Below are 12,905 nucleotides of genomic sequence, written 5' to 3' on the forward strand. Positions count from 1 at the left end.
CTTGAAAGGAACTTGACATTCCTTGCCACAGTCTGCGCAGGTTGCGGTGTGCATTTCTCGCGGTCCGTCGAAGTTACTTCGTCCGCCTCGGTTAAAATCTCCCATATTATATTCCTCCAATACATGCCGAACTCTTTTAGAGTTTCTGGTATGTTCTAAACTCCCAAAAACAAGCAGGGGTTTATAAACCTACGCTTTTTTTGTGGCGTACTGCCCTATTTTCCCTGCAGCGCGGCACGTATCCATAACCACTGGACATGCCAATTCTGCATTAAAACCCCAAACCACAAGCCATAAGCCAAAAACAGTGTACCACTGGACACTGGACAGATGCGCGTGAGGTATATAAACCTCCTTCACCCGTATTCTTTTTACGCATGTGCAGTGCCCAACGGCACCACCCTCCCGCCGCAAGGCGTTGAAACAAGAACCGAAAGGAAAGGAGGAATAAACCATGAACCAAAACCAACAGAACCAGACATACCAACAACCCTACGTACAGAGCGTAGCGAGCACGGCAAGCGCTGTTCCGATCTACGGAGCAGAGCCCAAGAGCCATCCGAACCATCCGGAAAAGAAATTCCGCGCTGGCGCAGTAAGCGCAACCGTGTGGAAGAACGCTGGTAAAGGCAACCAAAGCAACGAGCAGTTCGAATATCGCAGTGTGAGCTTTGAGCGGTCGTACAAAGACCAGCAAGGCAACTGGAAAACAACCAATTCGTTGCGCATGAACGATCTGCCCAAGGCGCTTCTCGTGCTTGAAAAAGCGTACGAGTTTATCGCCTTAAGCGGCGCAGCATAACCGAAAATTCTTTTTTTTGTTTTCATACACTTATATACACAACATTAAAAAACAAACGAGGGATACTTATGGCACTGAAAATGGTACATCAAGAAGAGGAACCGATGGAAGAGGAAACGCAACAAGCAGAAGAGATGATAGAAATTAAAATGCCTGTAAATGCGCTGAAAAAATTTATGCTCGAAGACCTGCCTGGGGTCGGAGCGGCAACCGCACAAAAGCTAAAAGAGTGTGGGTTCGGCGACCAAATGGCAATCGCTGTTGCAACACCCGGCGAATTAGTACAAGCAACCGGCATGACTGAACAAGCGGCGCGGAAAATAATCAACGCTGCGCGCAACAGCCTCGACATGGGCTTTGAATCCGGCGATGACCTCCTCAAAAAAAGAGAACGAGTGATACGAATTTCAACTGGCAGCGCGAGTTTTGATGCGCTCATGGGCGGCGGGTTTGAAACCGGCTCCATTACTGAATGCTATGGCGAGTTTGGCTCGGGAAAAACCCAGATTGCAAATATCCTCACCATCAACGCACAAAAGCAGGATCCGACTGCTGTGGTTGTGTACATCGACACTGAAAACACGTTTCGGCCAGAGCGCGTGAAACAGCTTGCAGAAGCAGCAGGTCTTGACGCAACAAAAGTGCTCGGCAACATCAAAGTGGCTCGGGCATACAACTCTGACCATCAGATGATTTTGGCTGAAAAAGTTGAGGAGCTCATCCAAGACAAAAATCTAAACGTACGGTTGGTGATCGTCGACTCCTTGACTGCACACTTTCGTGCAGAATTTATCGGAAGGGGAACGCTTGCCGAACGCCAGCAGAAACTTAACAAGCATATGCACGTCCTGCTGAAACTTGCAGACACCTGCAACCTGTGTGTCTATGTGACCAATCAAGTCATGTCAAAGCCGGATGTGTTCTTCGGTGACCCAACTCAAGCAATCGGTGGCCACATTGTGGGTCACGCTTCAACCTACCGCTTGTACTTGCGCAAGGGCAAGAAAGGCAGCAGAGTTGCGAAACTTGTTGACAGCCCGGACAGGCCTGAAGGCGAATGCGGCTTTTATGTCACCGGAGAAGGCCTGAAAGACATCAAGGTCTAAATTTCTTTTTTTTCTTTTTTTCACGCCCTAAAAACTATATCTTTATATAGTGCAGGAAATTTTAAAAAATCAAGGCATGGGCTTACCCGTGCTGGTTTAAATACACAGGTGAATTACATATGGCATACGGTGAAAGACGATCCAGTGGTAGTGGTGGTAGTAGCTACGGTGGTGGCGGTGGCTACGGTGGCGGCGGAGGCGGCCGCAGCAGATTCGGCGGCGGTGAGCGCAGCTTTGACCGAGATTTCGGCAGCGTTCCGGTAAAAGTCGGCGATGAACTCGATGTAACTATCGAAGCAGTCGGAGAAAAGGGCGACGGCATTGCAAAGAAGGATGGCTTTGTCCTCTTCGTGCCGAATACCCATGAAGGAGAGCGCATCAAGGTGCGTGTTACCAAAGTTCTCCGTAAAGTCGGCTTTGCTGAAAAAATCGGCGAAGCAGGTGCAGCACCTGCCAAGGAGGAAGTTCAAGCTCCTGCGCAGGGCAATGGCAACAGCACTGCTGATGAACAGCCTGAAGCATCTGAAGAATTTGGCGAGGAAGAAGAGTCCGAACCAATGGAACAGATTGAATAAATTTTTATATTTCTTTTTCTTTCTCTTTTTTAATAAATTCATTCGACACCATCAACTCATCATCAGTAACCTTTAAATATCTCCTCCTGTTTTCCCCTTCTAAAGCCCGTCAAACAGGTTGGCTGACAAAAGTCAGGACTGTTTGAACCGCTGTTTTGGGCGATAATAAAAACGGCAAAAGAATTGGACTTCTTTTGCGTACTCTGGTGAAACTATGGCTGACCAAAAATCAATGCTCGTGCCCGTTGACGAATACCTCAAAGCAGGCATTCACATCGGCACCAAATTCAAGACAAAATACCTCGAAAGATTTATTTACAAATCGCGCCCAGATGGCCTGTTCGTGCTGAACCTACAGAAGATTGACGAGCGGATTGACCTCTGTGCCAACCTGCTTGCAAAATATCATCCGCAGGACATTCTGGTCGTGAGCAAGCGTGAAAATGGCTGGAAGCCGGTCAAGGCATTCGGCAAGGCAGTTGGTGCAACAGTCTTTCCTGGACGGTACCCGCCTGGCATCCTGACCAACCTTCAGCTCGAAACATTCATCCAACCGAAAATTCTGCTGGTGACTGACACATGGCCTGACCGCAACGCAGTCCAAGATGCATTGAAAATGGGTATTCCCATTGTTGCGCTCTGCGACACCAACAATCAGGCAAATTGTATTGATTTTGTGGTGCCCTGCAACAACAAGGGAAAGAAGTCTCTTGGCTTGTTTTTCTGGATTCTTGCCCGCGAATATCTCAAGCGCACCGGTAAGGGAGAATTAACCATGCCGCTGACTGATTTCGCTGAAGAATAATTTATTTTTATATTTTAATTTATTTTATCTTTTTTAGATATCATTTTTTTATTTTTCTTCGTTCTCTCTCTTTTCCGATGGTGCAGCTGCTGGCACCTCAGCTGCTTCAATGCCCTGTTCAACAATGCGAAACAGCGCAGCTTTTCCTTCAGGTTGTGAGCGATGCTTGCGGATAATTGCTGCACGCACACCGGATGCATACTTTTCCAATTCGATAAGGCATTTGCTGCCATACTTGAGAATGTCTCCACCAACCATGTTCACTCGGTCGCGCTCGTCGAATGAGCTGTACACTTGGCTGGTCACGAGCACCGGAATATTTTTCCGTCGTGCAATCTCCGTAAGCGTGGCAATCTGGGCGCTCAATTCACGATTGGTGTTGCTGAAATCATTTTCCTTTCCCATCTCCAGTCGGTAGAGCATGGAAATGCTGTCAATAATAATGATACCAATGTTCGTGTCGTTTGCTTCAACCAGCCGCTTCAATTTTTCAAAAGACTTTTTCTGTTCCTCAAAATTCATCGGTTTCAGGAGCAATACCTGGTCAAGATACTTTTTGAAATCAGGCAGTATCTGGCTGAGTCGCGTGATAGAGAATCCTCCTTCGGGGTCGATAAACACTGCTTTTTTTCCGTTGAGAACGGTTGCCGCAAGGGCAACCATACAGAGGTTTGTCTTACCAGAGCCGGATGGTCCGTAGAGCGTGGTGACCACTTCACTCTCGTAGCCCCCGCCGAGTGCCTTATCCAAGAGCTCATGCCCTGTCGAACACCAATCCTGCATATCGTGCGGGGTGGCTGATGGTTTTAAATGTTTTTCTAAACCTATTTATAATGCAACAGAATTAAAGAGGGCATGGCACGGGTTTCATCCTCTTCATCGTCATCACACCGGATTTTTCCTTGGCTTCTCATTGCGCTCTTTTTCACAGTGTTTTCCATCCGTGTGGTGCTTAGTCTTCAGGCAGACAATTTCAGCGGCGAGGAAGCATATTTCACGCTCCGCCAGATCGATTCTATCACCAATACTGGTATTCCACTCTACCATGATCCACTGAGTTTTGGTGGCAGAGACTATGTCTTTGCACCCTTTTTTTATTATGTTGTTTCTCTGTTCAGCATGGTATTTCCGCCGTGGTTTGTGGGAAAGATCTTGCTTAATCTCAGTGCAACAAGCCTGCTCATCCTTATTTATGGCATAACCAAAAAAATAACCGGCGACGAACATCCTGCACTGTTCTCTGCGTTTGTCGGCAGCTTTATTCCTGTTTTTTTTGTGACCACGCTCAATACTTTTTCAATCGCCTCATTTGTTTTTCCTCTGCTCTTTCTTATTGTGTATCTCTACTTATCAATTGAAAAACAGCGTTCAACCTTCCTCTTTATGGGGCTTTTTTTCCTGCTTTCGCTGACACACTATCTCGGCGCACTGTTCATTGTTTCGTGGATTATCTACCTCATCTTGCTCAAAGTGAATGACCTTTCCGCGAGCCGCGCAGAAATTGAAATCGGCATTTTTTCTATCTTCTTGTTCCTCTGGACACAACTGCTCATTTACAAGGATGCATTGCTGCAGAATGGCATAAGTGTCATATGGCAGAACGTGCCGCACCACATTTTTGCAACCTATTTTAAAGACATCAGCCTTTCTTCAGCATTGTACTTCATCGGACTCATTCCACTCCTCTACGGCGCCTATGCTGTTTTTTACCATACCTTCTACACAGAAAAAAACAAAAAAATAACTTTCCTCACTTCATTTGCGCTTGCCACATTTATTCTGCTCTGGCTCAAATTTATCAAAGTTGAACTGGGATTGATATCATTGGGCACCATTATGAGCATTCTTTTTTCTGAATTTTACCTTCACATTTTTGACTATCTCAAAAAAACACGCTTTGCCCACCACACAAAAATCATCGGAGTATGCCTCTTTTTCGTTGTCGTTTCATCTTCAGTTCTTCCCTCACTCGTCTATGCCCGGCGTTCAGTGCATGATGCGCTTTCACCACAAGAGCTCTATGGGTACATCTGGCTCAAAAACACAACTCCAGAAGACTCAGTCGTGTTAAGCTCACCTCAGGAAGGCCATTTTGTGACTGCGCTTGCGCATCGCAAGAATGTCATTGACACAAACTTTCTCCGTATCAAGGACAGCGACAAAATATTTGAAGATGTCACTACTATCTACACAACGCACTATGAAACAGAAGCAATAAAACTTTTGAATGCTTATCATGTTGATTATGTCCTTGTTACCGAGCGTATGCGTGCTACCTTTCCGGATGACCCTGCATTTATTGCCGACGAGCGCTGTTTTGGAACCGTGTTTTCAAATAGCGCAGTAACAATTTATGAAAGCAAATGCAAGCTTGCTTGAGGTGCTCTATGATAAATCCTTCCCATCGCATGGCTCTTTTCATTGGAGGCATCGCCCTTGCACTTTTGCTGCTTCCCCTCGGCATGCGCTTTTTTTTTACCCAACACACCACTCCCTTGCAGACATTTCCTCTTGGTAGCCAACCATATATTCACCTGCTGCTTGTCCAGCAGCTTCACGATGGTACTGCACCCGCACTTACCGGGCGAACCATACCTGTACACCCCTTTCATTATCTTTTGGCTTTTGTTTCGCAAGGCAATCATGGACTTTTGAAAGCAGGCATCATCATTATCCCTCTACTCTGTGGATTGGTTTCTTTGCTGCTTATTTCCTATCTCTTTTCAGTTTTTGGTGTTGGTGGGGTAACAAAAAATATGGCACTGCTCGCACTTCTTCTTTCTCCCGCATTTCTCTTCACCTTTACTGTTGCCGGTTCTGATGCGTTTGCCATTGCCGTGCTCCTTGCCGGCGCGGCAGCATTTGTTTCATCATCTCGTTTCCTGCCTGTTCTTGGTGCAGTGCTGCTTTTGTTCAGTGCGACCTTTTCATTGTTTCATGCACTGCTGATTCTTTTTTTCCTTGGTCTGTATCTGTTCTCATGCAACATGTTTCATAAAAAAGTGCTTGCAACCATTTCCCTTTTTTCCGTTCTGCTCGTGATACTGGTTGCCCAACATCCTTTCTATGTTCCATATCATATCGTTCCCCTGACTATTAATATGATGGTTTCTGATTTCGGCAGCATTTCAGGCCTTTCCTTGTTTTTTGTCATCCTCTTTTTTACTGGGTTGGTTGTGGCGTGGAAAGAAAAAAGAATATATGCTCCGCTGTACCTTCTTGTTTTATTTCTGACTCCGGCGATCGTGCTCTACCCTCAATTGCTTATCTATTTTGCCTGTGCGGCAGCATTTTTCGTCGGCAAAGCATTGTCCTACTTTAAGGAATCATCATGGCATTTCCGGAGTGTTGGCAAGATTACTCTTTTCGTCATCATTCTTGGCCTGTTGTTTTCCTCACTTTCCTATGCTACCCGGCTTAAAGAATCCTCCCCGTTGGCTGACCAGATTTCAGGACTGGTTTCTCTTGATGAATACGCGCCGTCAGACAGTGTGGTGTTATCAGTGCCGGAGATGGGATATTTCATTGAATATTTTGCCCAGCGGCCGGTGTTGTTGGATGAGTCGCTTTCCGAACCACTACATGCGCGGCGGCTCAAGGATGCTGATACCATCTTTCATTCCCGGAATCTCGATGAAACATCTGCCGTGCTGGTGAGAAACAACATTAATTTCATTGTGATCACCAAAGACATGAAAACAGGCGGTGTCTGGGACCATCCCGATGAGGGTCTCTTGTTCTTGCTGCGGGACAGCGAAACATTTAAAAACATTTATGCAGCCCCGTCTCTTGAGATCTGGGAAGTGATCCCATAAAAGTGACTCATCATACCGATCAGAGTTACAGATACAGTTTGAGGTTTAGACATGACACCGGGCATGCTTTTATTGTACATCACCTCTTATTTTGGGCTCTATACCTCAGTATTGTTTCTCCTGAGTTTTTTTCAAAACAAACACCATCTGTCTGCTCCTCCACCCCGAAGGTTTCCTTCAGTAACCATTGCGGTTCCTGCATTTAATGAGCAGCGCACCATCGCTGCAACTCTCAAATCCCTACTTGAGTTGGACTATCCGCGTGCCAAGCTTCGTGTTGTGGTGGTGGATGACGGAAGTACTGATGGGACCTATGCGATTGCGGAAAAATTTTGCAGCGCCGTGCCTGCACCATTCATCAGTCTTATCCGCAAGGAAAAAAATTCTGGCAAGGCAGATTCGCTGAACCGCGCTCTGCGCATGTGCAACACTGAGCTCTTCGGCGCGTTGGACGCAGATTCTTTTGTGCACTCCTCCAGTCTCAAAAAGATGGTCGGATTTTTTGATGATCCGCAGATCATGGCCGTTACCCCCTCCCTAAAAATTTATCAACCTGCTACTTTCTGGCAGAAAATACAATCTGTAGAATACCTTCTCGGTGTGTACCTGCGCAAAGTGTTTGCCTATTTTGGCAGTATCCACGTCACTCCCGGGCCATTCACGATTTTTCGCAAATCATTTTTTGACCGCCATGGCCTCTATGACGAGCATAACCTCACTGAAGACATCGAAGTTGCCCTGCGTATTCAAAGCAAGCACTACCGCATTCAAAACACCATTGATGCATCGGTCTGGACTGTTGGTCCGCGTACCTTCCGCGCGTTGGTGCACCAGCGCCGCCGCTGGTATGTTGGCTTCCTAAATAATGTTCTCAACTACAAAGAGCTTTTCAGTGCAAAGCACGGCAACCTCGGCCTGTTCATTCTTCCCGGCGCATTTGTTTCTATCTTTCTTGCCATTATCCTCTTGGGATATGTTGGCTTCAAGATGGCCAACCATTTCATCACGTTTGTGCATAATCTCTATGCAATCAATTTTGACATTCTTCCCTGGCTCCAGTTCCATTTTGATTCGTTTTTCATTACCATTGACCCGCTCACGATTCTTGCGATTATTGCGCTCTGTTCCGGCATCTTTGTGGTGTGGCTCGCAAAAAAACATTCAGGCGAGCAGCGGCGCATTTCTTCGTCATACCTTTTGTACCTGTTCGTGTACTGGATCGTGTTTGCCGTTTGGTGGTGCATTGCGTTCCATGCCAAGGCGTTTCGGAAGCATGTGACTTGGGGAAAGGCGACACAGCCTACGGTACCTACGACGCAAACTTTATAATCCTCCTCTTATGCCCCTCCATTATGACACCAGCACCGAGGGCACCGCCAGAAAAACAGTTTCATTCCAGCATGTATGTCGCGGCTTTTGCCATAACCACGCTCGTCTTTGTTTTTGGCATTCTCATCGGCCATCAGTTTACTGCAAAAAAATTGAGCCAGATTGAAGGGCTCCAAAAAGAGCTGAATGCACAGACATTGGGCACCGAGCTCCAGACGCTTTTGCTCACTGAATTTCCCTGCACCTCGTTCAATTCAACACTCACCGAGGAGTTGTTTGACGTCGGAACAAAGCTTGATTACATGGAAGGCCAGCTGGGGAAAAATGACAAGGAAGTTCTTTCGCTCAAAGAATATTACTCCTTGCTTGAAATCAGGCACTGGCTCCTGCTTCGCCTTGCCAAAGATCGCTGCAATGCCAATTATGACTCGGTGCTCTATTTCTATTCCAACCTTGGTGACTGCGACATCTGCGAACAGCAGGGCTCGGTTCTTTCAACCCTGCATAAAAAATATCCGAGCCTCACGATTTACTCTTTCGACCTCAACATTCCCAACCCCGCGCTGCAGACCATCAAGCGGATTTTTGGCGTGAAACAGGCGCCGACACTGGTTGCCAACCAAAAAGTCATTGAAGGATTTCGAGACAAGAACGAGCTTGAATCACTGCTCTTTGGGAATCAGAGCGAAAAGAATACCACTCCTGTTCAACGTATTCATTAAACGATCAATAGTTTTGCATGATCGTCGATGAGCAGATTAGCGCTTCTTCAGAAAATCGCCAAGCGTGTACGCACTGCTCGACGCCTGTGGCATGATGATTGCCTCTTCTTTTTCCTGTTCAATTAGTTTTATTTTCAGAATTCGCTCCATTTTCCGCGCGACTTCAAGCGACGGGACATACGTTCCTGATTCCATTTTCTGCACGACTGATTCCCGTTCGGCAAGCATACGCGCAAAAGCCTCCTGTGTCAGGCCCAGTTTTCCCCTTTGTTTTCTAACAGTCTCTGCAAATCCCGTGATCAGCCGTTCTCCTGATTCTGTCGATGCTGCGTGATGCTGGTGCGCCGCTTGATGCCCCTGGTGCATCATTGGTGCTGCTTTTCTGATAACTGTGCCAAACAAAGCGCATGCTGGGCAGACATCCAGCTCAACACCTTCTATGCGTGCCTTGACGAGTTCTGTACCTTGTCCACACAATTCACATTGCATACGCCCCACCTCGCGAGGGGATATTTCAACAAGATTTATAAAAGTTTCCTCTTTCTTTTTTACCATGGCGCTTATCGAGCTTACTTTCCTCGGGACATCAGCTATGGTTCCGACCAAAGAACGGAACGTGCAGGCAGTTTTCCTTAAATATGACACTGAAGGAATCCTGTTTGACTGCGGTGAAGGCACCCAGCGCCAGATGAACATTGCCGGCATAAACCGATTTTCAATCACCCGTATTTTTATCTCGCATTGGCACGGCGACCATATTGCCGGCCTCGTCGGGCTCATCCAGACTCTGGGTAAGCGTGCTGAACAGGTGCGTCTCCAGCTCCACGGCCCTAAGGGCACAAAACTGCACATGGAGCATTTGCTCAAGTGTTCGGTTTTTGACCAGCGGATTGACCTCACTATTTTTGAGCACACGCCTCGCAAGGCAACCCCTATTTTTGAATCAGAAGATTTTTGTATCCTCGCTGCGCCAATGCACCACACTATTCCCACGCTTGGCTACGCGTTTGTGCAGAAAGACCGGTGGCGTGTCATGATGGACGCTGTGCGCAAGCTCGGCATTCCTGAAGGCCCACATCTCCAGCAGCTGCAAAAAGGAAAATCAATTACCTATCAGGGTAAAAAAATAGAAGTCGATGCCGTTACCGAGCGCATGCAAGGAAAAAAAATCGTCATCATTCCTGATACAGCACCCTGCGCCAGCGCGCTCGAGCTTGCGCAGGATGCCGATATTCTCGTGAGCGAATCAACCTACACAAGCGAGCATGCAGAAAAAGCAGAGGAGCACTGCCACATGACTGCTGCCCAAGCAGGCATGCTTGCGAACCAAGCAAACGCACAGAAACTCATCCTCACTCATTTTTCCCAACGCTACAAAAGCGTTCACGCATTCGAGGAGGAAGCGAAAACCTATTTTCCGAATGTGGTATGCGCCTACGACTTTATGCATCTCAACTTATAATCTTCGTCATCACTACACAACTCATGCTGTTTTTGGAGGGACCCATGGTAACCACAAAAGAAATAAACGACTTCCTGAATGCGCTTCCTGCAAAAATAGCGGCAGAGCCACTTGGCCGGAAATGCGCCTGGTACACTATCCTGCTTGGCCTGCTTCTGGTTATTATCGGGGTTATCACTAAAATTGTTTTTTGATTTCTCCAGCTCTTTTTATTATTTTTTTATTCTTAGAGAAATATTTATCTTTTTGCCGCAAGCTTTATGTCTTCATCCTTGACTGTTTTTCTTCCGGCATGGGATGCCAGTTGAGCAGCATGGCGGGCAATTTCTTCTGCTTTTGCTTCGAGAACTTCTTTTAATGCCTGTTTTGCAGAATCAGCAACACGTCCAGCGCCGCAGTGTTTCAGGAGCTTTTCCATGGCTGCAAGCGGAAGGAGCTTTTTTTCTGTCATGGTATTTTGGTCTGTTCTGTACTTTATAAACATTTCGCTCATAAACCCTGAACAAAAACCACAAACAAAATAAAGCCATACCCTCTTATTTTTTTGATGAACACTTCTGCAAAAGGAACCAGGGCCGAGCGTGAACTGCTTCACCTCTTTTGGAAAACCGAACGCTTCGTCGTCATGCGTGCGCCGGCAAGCGGCGCCATCAAATACCCATGCCCTGATTTGCTGGTCGGCAACCATGAGCGAAAATTGGCAATTGAATGCAAATCCCCTGGCGTTCCAACCCAATATTTTACCGGCAAAGAAATCGCTGACCTGCGCTCCTTTTCCACTATTTTTGGTGCAGAGCCGTGGGTTGCCATTCGATTTTCTCCCGGTCTGAAACCGGAATGGTACTTCGTATCGATCGAAGACCTGAATCCTACGGACGGTGGGAATTTTGTGGTCACGCTTGCTGCTGCCCAACGCAAGGGCTTGTTGTTTGATGAGATAATTAAAAAATAAAACTCCGTTGAACTCTTCAATGAAAAAACTTTTTAAATCAGACCTGTTTTGCGTGGCATATGAAGACGTATTATGTGATGCATAGGTTCCTCTTTTTCATCCTGATTCTTCTCCTGACCTTTCTCTTTTCTGGATGCGACTCTTCTGAACCATTTACCGTTATGGCACACGGCACGCTCTGGGGGGCAAAGCTCCCAACGCTACCATCCGCCACCAACACCACTCTTTTTCCTATTGCATGGCCGGCCCATAATGCTACTAAATTTTTTGGCTTCTGGTTCATCCTCTACACCAAGACACCAGGAGAAATAACCTGTTTTGTCAAAGAATTTTATGACAACCGAACAACATTCAATTCCACTGTTTTTTTGCTCCCTCTCGACTTTGCCCCTGCCTACCAAGGAAATGTTTTTTCTGAAGGTTTCAGAACTAATCGCATCAAGCCCCATGAGATTCGCTACGATTATACTTGCACACACAATCTTAATGAAACGTATACTAACTCACATTATATGATTCCTGAATACACCTATTCAGAGAATTAAACTAATCCCTCAACTAATACACATTCATCACTTTTCTCAGGCTCATGCTGAAAATCAGCGAGAACATAATATAAACACCCAGCCAACCCAGTTTCCATCCAAAAATATTCATGACCTCAATCTTTTGTAGGTCAACTGAAATGGTCTTGATCAGGCCATCACTCACTCGCTTCACCGGCTGCAGGTATCCTTTTTTCCCCTGGTCTTTGATGATGAACGTATGGGTGTATGTTTTGCCCATGAATGTGTATTGGGCATCATAAGTTCCAGTCAGCCCTTTCAGGCGCCACTGGGCAGTATCATCATGGGCCGATTGCGTTTTGTCGTCGAGAATATCAAGCTGGGGTGCCTCAATTGACACGTTGCCATTGACATTTTTTTCAAACGTGACGATGGTCGTAAATTCTTGATTTGGCTGCAAGGGCTCATACCCTAAGTTCGTGTTGAGCCAGCCAAAAATAATCAAGAGTGGAAGAAGCGTGATAAACATGGGCTTGAAGGAACCCATCATCTGTTCCTTGCTCATCGCAAACAACTTTTTCTGCAGTTCCATTGCCTTCGCGGGGTCTTTTTTGCTTGTTTCCTTAATCTCCTTTTGCAGTGCCTTGGTCTTTTCACGGATTTCGCGCATACGCTCCTGATTTGTCACAAGTTTGTACACCAGCGTGGTCAATGCTGAAATTACCAGGGAAATGATAAACAATGCCCAAAACGGGCCGAGCTTCAGAAGGGGGAGAAGTACCGGGTCAAGAATACTTCCAACCATTGTTCCCAGTGCTTCAAATACCATTG

General features: G+C 46.5%; 16 protein-coding genes and 1 pseudogene. 12 read left to right on the top strand and 5 right to left on the bottom strand.

Annotated features, from left to right (window positions below):
• Positions 1 to 105, bottom strand: a 105-nt coding sequence (locus tag Q7R76_01725) for a DNA-directed RNA polymerase (GenBank protein MDO8642292.1), incomplete at its 3' end; no start/stop codon positions are given.
• Between the two features lie 349 nt (positions 106 to 454).
• On the opposite strand from Q7R76_01725, the gene Q7R76_01730 reads away from it, so the two are divergent.
• From Q7R76_01730 to rpsB, 4 genes and pseudogenes are all read left to right on the top strand, one after another.
• A complete protein-coding gene (locus tag Q7R76_01730; GenBank protein ID MDO8642293.1) occupies positions 455 to 802 on the top strand; it encodes a hypothetical protein in 348 nt (115 codons plus the stop codon).
• Positions 803 to 870: 68 nt separating this feature from the next.
• Positions 871 to 1,908 carry a DNA repair and recombination protein RadA gene (gene radA / locus Q7R76_01735; GenBank protein MDO8642294.1) on the top strand — a complete coding sequence of 346 codons (1,038 nt, stop codon included), beginning with the start codon at positions 871 to 873 and terminating at the stop codon, positions 1,906 to 1,908.
• Between the two features lie 251 nt (positions 1,909 to 2,159).
• Positions 2,160 to 2,339: pseudogene (locus Q7R76_01740) on the top strand (TRAM domain-containing protein).
• 358 nt (positions 2,340 to 2,697) lie between these two features.
• Positions 2,698 to 3,288 (top strand): 30S ribosomal protein S2, encoded by a 591-nt coding sequence (gene rpsB, locus Q7R76_01745; protein ID MDO8642295.1) that lies wholly within the window; start codon positions 2,698 to 2,700, stop codon positions 3,286 to 3,288.
• Positions 3,289 to 3,336: 48 nt separating this feature from the next.
• Here rpsB and radB read toward each other — a convergent pair whose 3' ends face one another.
• Entirely contained in the window at positions 3,337 to 4,071 is a 735-nt protein-coding gene (gene radB / locus Q7R76_01750) for a DNA repair and recombination protein RadB (protein ID MDO8642296.1), read from the bottom strand.
• Positions 4,072 to 4,143: 72 nt separating this feature from the next.
• Here radB and Q7R76_01755 point away from each other — a divergent pair, with 72 nt between their 5' ends.
• The 4 genes from Q7R76_01755 to Q7R76_01770 are packed head-to-tail and all read left to right on the top strand — an operon-like array spanning position 4,144 to position 9,154.
• A complete protein-coding gene (locus Q7R76_01755; GenBank protein ID MDO8642297.1) occupies positions 4,144 to 5,667 on the top strand; it encodes a glycosyltransferase family 39 protein in 1,524 nt (507 codons plus the stop codon).
• An 8-nt stretch (positions 5,668 to 5,675) separates the two neighbouring features.
• On the top strand, positions 5,676 to 7,103 hold the full coding sequence (locus tag Q7R76_01760) for a hypothetical protein (GenBank protein MDO8642298.1): 1,428 nt from the start codon (positions 5,676 to 5,678) through the stop codon (positions 7,101 to 7,103).
• 51 nt (positions 7,104 to 7,154) lie between these two features.
• Positions 7,155 to 8,432 carry a glycosyltransferase gene (locus Q7R76_01765; protein ID MDO8642299.1) on the top strand — a complete coding sequence of 426 codons (1,278 nt, stop codon included), beginning with the start codon at positions 7,155 to 7,157 and terminating at the stop codon, positions 8,430 to 8,432.
• Between the two features lie 23 nt (positions 8,433 to 8,455).
• Positions 8,456 to 9,154: a thioredoxin family protein gene (locus Q7R76_01770; protein ID MDO8642300.1), complete on the top strand. Its 699-nt coding sequence runs from the start codon at positions 8,456 to 8,458 to the stop codon at positions 9,152 to 9,154.
• Between the two features lie 36 nt (positions 9,155 to 9,190).
• Here Q7R76_01770 and Q7R76_01775 read toward each other — a convergent pair whose 3' ends face one another.
• Positions 9,191 to 9,643, bottom strand: coding sequence for a multiprotein bridging factor aMBF1 (locus Q7R76_01775; GenBank protein MDO8642301.1), 453 nt, complete (start codon positions 9,641 to 9,643; stop codon positions 9,191 to 9,193).
• A 64-nt stretch (positions 9,644 to 9,707) separates the two neighbouring features.
• Between Q7R76_01775 and rnz the strand changes: the two genes are divergently transcribed.
• On the top strand, positions 9,708 to 10,616 hold the full coding sequence (rnz, locus tag Q7R76_01780) for a ribonuclease Z (protein ID MDO8642302.1): 909 nt from the start codon (positions 9,708 to 9,710) through the stop codon (positions 10,614 to 10,616).
• A gap of 44 nt (positions 10,617 to 10,660) precedes the next feature.
• The gene (locus Q7R76_01785) at positions 10,661 to 10,810 is read left to right on the top strand and encodes a hypothetical protein (protein MDO8642303.1); all 150 of its coding nucleotides are present in this window, start codon (positions 10,661 to 10,663) and stop codon (positions 10,808 to 10,810) included.
• Positions 10,811 to 10,854: 44 nt separating this feature from the next.
• Here the strand turns inward: Q7R76_01785 and Q7R76_01790 are convergent, their stop codons facing one another.
• A complete protein-coding gene (locus tag Q7R76_01790) occupies positions 10,855 to 11,067 on the bottom strand; it encodes an NFYB/HAP3 family transcription factor subunit (protein ID MDO8642304.1) in 213 nt (70 codons plus the stop codon).
• 96 nt (positions 11,068 to 11,163) lie between these two features.
• Here Q7R76_01790 and hjc point away from each other — a divergent pair, with 96 nt between their 5' ends.
• On the top strand, positions 11,164 to 11,568 hold the full coding sequence (gene hjc, locus Q7R76_01795) for a Holliday junction resolvase Hjc (GenBank protein ID MDO8642305.1): 405 nt from the start codon (positions 11,164 to 11,166) through the stop codon (positions 11,566 to 11,568).
• A gap of 59 nt (positions 11,569 to 11,627) precedes the next feature.
• Positions 11,628 to 12,113, top strand: coding sequence for a hypothetical protein (locus Q7R76_01800; GenBank protein ID MDO8642306.1), 486 nt, complete (start codon positions 11,628 to 11,630; stop codon positions 12,111 to 12,113).
• A gap of 13 nt (positions 12,114 to 12,126) precedes the next feature.
• Here the strand turns inward: Q7R76_01800 and Q7R76_01805 are convergent, their stop codons facing one another.
• The gene (locus tag Q7R76_01805) at positions 12,127 to 12,903 is read right to left on the bottom strand and encodes an EMC3/TMCO1 family protein (GenBank protein MDO8642307.1); all 777 of its coding nucleotides are present in this window, start codon (positions 12,901 to 12,903) and stop codon (positions 12,127 to 12,129) included.
• Positions 12,904 to 12,905 lie beyond the last annotated feature (2 nt).

The organism is Candidatus Woesearchaeota archaeon (genome assembly GCA_030651375.1).
Taxonomy (GTDB): domain Archaea; phylum Nanobdellota; class Nanobdellia; order Woesearchaeales; family UBA12501; genus JAUSFM01.

What these genes read in the sequence shown, in the direction of transcription:
- Q7R76_01730 (MDO8642293.1), top strand. Translation starts at nt 455, where the DNA reads ATGAACCAAAACCAACAGAACCAGACATACCAACAACCCTACGTACAG.
- radA (MDO8642294.1), top strand. Translation starts at nt 871, where the DNA reads ATGGCACTGAAAATGGTACATCAAGAAGAGGAACCGATGGAAGAGGAA.
- rpsB (MDO8642295.1), top strand. Translation starts at nt 2,698, where the DNA reads ATGGCTGACCAAAAATCAATGCTCGTGCCCGTTGACGAATACCTCAAA.
- radB (MDO8642296.1), bottom strand. Translation starts at nt 4,071, where the DNA reads ATGCAGGATTGGTGTTCGACAGGGCATGAGCTCTTGGATAAGGCACTC.
- Q7R76_01755 (MDO8642297.1), top strand. Translation starts at nt 4,144, where the DNA reads ATGGCACGGGTTTCATCCTCTTCATCGTCATCACACCGGATTTTTCCT.
- Q7R76_01760 (MDO8642298.1), top strand. Translation starts at nt 5,676, where the DNA reads ATGATAAATCCTTCCCATCGCATGGCTCTTTTCATTGGAGGCATCGCC.
- Q7R76_01765 (MDO8642299.1), top strand. Translation starts at nt 7,155, where the DNA reads ATGACACCGGGCATGCTTTTATTGTACATCACCTCTTATTTTGGGCTC.
- Q7R76_01770 (MDO8642300.1), top strand. Translation starts at nt 8,456, where the DNA reads ATGACACCAGCACCGAGGGCACCGCCAGAAAAACAGTTTCATTCCAGC.
- Q7R76_01775 (MDO8642301.1), bottom strand. Translation starts at nt 9,643, where the DNA reads ATGCAATGTGAATTGTGTGGACAAGGTACAGAACTCGTCAAGGCACGC.
- rnz (MDO8642302.1), top strand. Translation starts at nt 9,708, where the DNA reads ATGGCGCTTATCGAGCTTACTTTCCTCGGGACATCAGCTATGGTTCCG.
- Q7R76_01785 (MDO8642303.1), top strand. Translation starts at nt 10,661, where the DNA reads ATGGTAACCACAAAAGAAATAAACGACTTCCTGAATGCGCTTCCTGCA.
- Q7R76_01790 (MDO8642304.1), bottom strand. Translation starts at nt 11,067, where the DNA reads ATGACAGAAAAAAAGCTCCTTCCGCTTGCAGCCATGGAAAAGCTCCTG.
- hjc (MDO8642305.1), top strand. Translation starts at nt 11,164, where the DNA reads ATGAACACTTCTGCAAAAGGAACCAGGGCCGAGCGTGAACTGCTTCAC.
- Q7R76_01800 (MDO8642306.1), top strand. Translation starts at nt 11,628, where the DNA reads ATGAAGACGTATTATGTGATGCATAGGTTCCTCTTTTTCATCCTGATT.
- Q7R76_01805 (MDO8642307.1), bottom strand. Translation starts at nt 12,903, where the DNA reads ATGGTATTTGAAGCACTGGGAACAATGGTTGGAAGTATTCTTGACCCG.